Source organism: Runella sp. (genome assembly GCF_027484545.1).
GTDB lineage: Bacteria > Bacteroidota > Bacteroidia > Cytophagales > Spirosomataceae > Runella.
Window position 1 is genome coordinate 1 of record NZ_JAIXST010000179.1, and the last position, 3,756, is coordinate 3,756.

Consider the following 3,756-nt stretch of genomic DNA (forward strand, 5'->3'; position numbering starts at 1 on the left):
GTGAAAAATCGTAAAGATTGGATAGATAACATGGAAAAACTATTGCTAAATGATGAGGTCAAAGAAGTGATTATTCAAATACAAGGCGTTGATTGTAAGGTAGATATACTAAATAAAAAGGAACAATTAATTATCTATTTAACTAACAATCAACATCGAATGCAGTATAAAACATATATAGATATGGGGGTATTTATTGGTTCAGGAGCAATAGAGTCTGCCAATAGAGAAGTTATTCAAAAGAGATTCAAGTTATCGGGGCAAAGGTGGACTAAAACAGGTTTGCAACAAGTAGCTAATATTAGGGTCGCTTTTAAAAAAAATCAGTGCAATAAAGTAACCGATTTAATAAAAATGGCGGCTTAATAAACTTGTCCTAAACCCAATAAGTCCGGAAGCGAAGGTAGTAGCCTTCGCTTTTTTGTTGTTATTTTGCGTTAACAAATTGATAAATAATGATTGAAACTCGTGCTTATGCCCGTGCAGGGCTTTTAGGAAACCCTTCTGACGGTTATTTTGGAAAAACCATTTCGATTTCGGTCCGTAATTTCGGAGCTTCGATTACCCTCCACGAATCGCCCGAATTGCAGATTGAACCTCAGGTACAAGACTCCAACGTATTCAAAAATATTTTTCACCTGCGCGACACCATCAGTACCATAGGGTATCACGGCGGTATTCCATTGGTGAAGGCTTCCATCAAAAAGTTTGTTGAGTACTGCGAAAAGGAAAATATCAAGCTGAACAACCAAAATTTTACCATTCGCTACCGGACTACGATACCCCGTCAGGTAGGTTTGGCTGGTTCGAGTGCGATTGTGGTGGCTACTTTGCGGGCGTTGATGCAATTTTATAAGGTAGAGATTCCACACCCAATTTTGCCTACGTTGGCATTGAAAGCCGAAGTGGAAGAATTGGGAATTACAGCAGGACTGCAAGACCGCGTGATTCAGTGTTACGAAGGTTGCGTCTACATGGATTTTACGCGCGAACTGATTGAAAAACAAGGGTATGGGCTCTACGAGCCTATCGACCCGCGTTTGTTGCCTAAGTTATACATTGCTTATAAAACCGACCTCAGTAAAGTGTCTGGCAAAGTCCTGAATACCATCCGGGAACGTTGGGAGCAGGGCGACCCGCACGTAGTAGGGACGCTTCAAAATATTGCCGGTGTGGCAGGGGAAGGACGTGACGTAATTAGAAACCAGGACTTTCAACGTTTGGGGGAGTTGGTCAATCAAAACTTTAATTACCGTTCCCAAATCATGACCATCACAGAGCGCAATCAAGCGATGGTCGACACGGCCCGGGCTTGCGGGGCGTCGGCCTCATTTACCGGCTCCGGGGGGTCTATCATCGGTATTTATCGCGATGAAGAAATGCTCAATCGGCTTTTTGTCGAACTGAAGAAACAAAACGCACGGGTGATAAAACCTTTTATCGTCTGAGGCGTTAAAATAGTCAAGGGTTTGTGATACGCTTGACTATTTTTATGAAAATACTTCCAACTCGTGTTTTTGATGATGCTTTACTAACTCCTTACCGCCAAATCGGTGATGAGGCAGCAGATGCTGTAGTGTTGCAAATTGCTTCGCAACGGGGACGGGAAGGTCTCGCAGAACTGATGCGGTATCTGGGAGATATTCAAACTGTTTCTTTTGACACCCAACTTCCCGAAGTACAAATTTTCTTCCGTGAACAAGGTCATTTACCGGCGTTTGCCAATCTTTCCCAAATGGAAAAAGCCATGGCTTTTTTCTGGAAACATGACCAAAAAATTGCGTTGCTTTTAGGCTGTTATTCGTTGCCCTACTGCTATGCCGCTGCTGACGGTGCTCAGGTACTTTGGCTTTCTGAACGCATCAAAAACGATACCTACAAACGATTGGAAGAAACGGGAGAGTTTGTGTTCGGCATCATGCAGGAACGTGATTGGCGAAATGGGCGTAACATCATCAAAATTCTCAAAATTCGTTTGATGCACGCCGTGATTCGTTACTTCACGCGTCACTCACCCAAATGGGACACTTTCTGGGGATTGCCCATTAATCAGGAAGACATGGCGGGGACCAACTTGGCATTCTCTTATATTGTGATTCGGGGGTTGCGGAAATTAGGTGTCGCTACTAATGAGACAGACGAAGAAGCCTATTTGCATTTTTGGTACATAGTAGGTTCCTTACTGGGAGTGGCCCCCCTTCTTTTACCTAAAAATCTGCGCGAAGCTTTCCACCTCGACCGGGCCATTTTTAATCGACAGTTCAAACCTTCCACTGCGGGAGTCGAACTTACAAAATCACTTACAAAAATACTTCAACAACAGGCACCCGATTCAGCCCTTCGCAATTTTCCCGTAGCTCAAATGCGCTTTTTGTTAGGGAATACTGTCGCAGATTTGTTGGCAATTCCTCAAGTACCGTTTGAGGAGAGTATTATCAAATTGACTACTCAAATCCCGCTCTTTACCAAGCTGTTTCGCTCTTCGAAAATTAGTTCTCCCGTATTGGAAAAGTACAAAAGAAGGCAATAATATGTTATATGACATAAAATTATGCCTATTATATTGCAAAAAACAGTTGCTTTCTCTTAATATTGTACTTTGCTATCCTAACCGATAAAATATGAGAAGAACTCTACTGCCTCTTGTTGGCTTTATGCTGTCGTTTTGCATAACTTTTGCTCAAAATTCCACTGAAGAATACTTTCAGGATGGACTTGCCACACAAAATAAAGGAGATTTAGCCGGAGCCATGCTGGCGTTTACCTCCGCCATTCAAACCAATGCAGACCACGCGCCCAGTTACTACCAGCGCGGTTTATTGAAAGTAGCACTTAAGGATTATCGCGGTGCCATGCGCGATTATGACGAAGCGATTGGCATCACTTCAAAAGACCCTAAAGCCTTCTTATATCGTGGTATGTGTCGCTTGATTCAGGAGGATTTGAGCGGCGCTTTACGTGATTTTAACTCTTCTATTGAATTGAATCCCAACGAAGCAAAATCATTACTTCAGCGCGGGTAAATTTGGTTTAGAATGGAAGAGCAACGTCGTGCCATTCAGGATTTTGACCGCGGGTTAGCCTTAGATCCAACCAATGCTATGGCTTGGTACAGCCTGGGAAAGTGTAAAATGATTACAGCTGACCTGAAAGGCAGCGTGGCAGATTTTACCAAGGCAATCGAATTGGGTAATAATGCTGCTTATGCAGGAAGAGGAAATGCCCGTGCCCGATTGAACGATTTCAACGGGGCTATTGCCGATTTGAACAAAGCTATTCAACTCAACCCGGAAGATTCCGACTCCTTTTATTATCGGGGATTGGTGCGCAGCAAAATGAGCAAATTTGCCGAAGCCATGGTTGATTACAACGAATCTATTCGGATTAATCCCCCAAATTATATGGCTTATTATGGCCGAGGGGTGTGCAAAACCAAGTTGGGAAATGCCCGCGAAGCCGTTGCTGATTATAACATGGCGATTGAAATTAACGGAGCTTCGGCCAGTACCTTGCCTTATTACAATGATTTGATTACTGAAAATACCATCAAGTTGTTGGATGTGATCATTCAGAAATATACCCAACCTAAAGATTTATCTCCGGGACGTCCTGAAGTGTATCTATCTCGGGGAATTGCTTAAAATAACGTGAACTTTTCAGGGAATTAGGTCAAAATAATGGTTTTAAAGGTCAATAGTTAGCATAGAGAGTGCAAGAATAGTATTTTGGAGTTGCTAAACCTTCAAAAACTAACCA

The 3,756-nt window shown here is 42.8% G+C and carries 4 protein-coding genes and 1 pseudogene; all 5 read left to right on the forward strand.

From position 1 onward, the window contains the following. Positions 1-366: pseudogene (locus Q0081_RS16805) on the forward strand (hypothetical protein); the annotation flags it as partial. 86 nt (positions 367-452) lie between these two features. Further along, complete coding sequence (locus Q0081_RS16810) at positions 453-1,448, forward strand: mevalonate kinase (protein WP_298355589.1); 996 nt, start codon at positions 453-455, stop codon at positions 1,446-1,448. A gap of 44 nt (positions 1,449-1,492) precedes the next feature. After that, positions 1,493-2,530: an oxygenase MpaB family protein gene (locus Q0081_RS16815; protein ID WP_298355580.1), complete on the forward strand. Its 1,038-nt coding sequence runs from the start codon at positions 1,493-1,495 to the stop codon at positions 2,528-2,530. A 91-nt stretch (positions 2,531-2,621) separates the two neighbouring features. After that, entirely contained in the window at positions 2,622-3,023 is a 402-nt protein-coding gene (locus Q0081_RS16820) for a hypothetical protein (protein WP_298355583.1), read from the forward strand. Positions 3,024-3,035: 12 nt separating this feature from the next. Beyond that, positions 3,036-3,641, forward strand: coding sequence for a tetratricopeptide repeat protein (locus Q0081_RS16825; protein WP_298355586.1), 606 nt, complete (start codon positions 3,036-3,038; stop codon positions 3,639-3,641). The last annotated feature ends 115 nt before the right edge of the window (positions 3,642-3,756 follow it).

Bases quoted from the DNA above. Each gene is read 5' to 3' on its own strand.
- Q0081_RS16815 (WP_298355580.1), top strand. From the start codon at position 1,493: ATGAAAATACTTCCAACTCGTGTTTTTGATGATGCTTTACTAACTCCT.
- Q0081_RS16825 (WP_298355586.1), top strand. From the start codon at position 3,036: ATGGAAGAGCAACGTCGTGCCATTCAGGATTTTGACCGCGGGTTAGCC.
- Q0081_RS16820 (WP_298355583.1), top strand. From the start codon at position 2,622: ATGAGAAGAACTCTACTGCCTCTTGTTGGCTTTATGCTGTCGTTTTGC.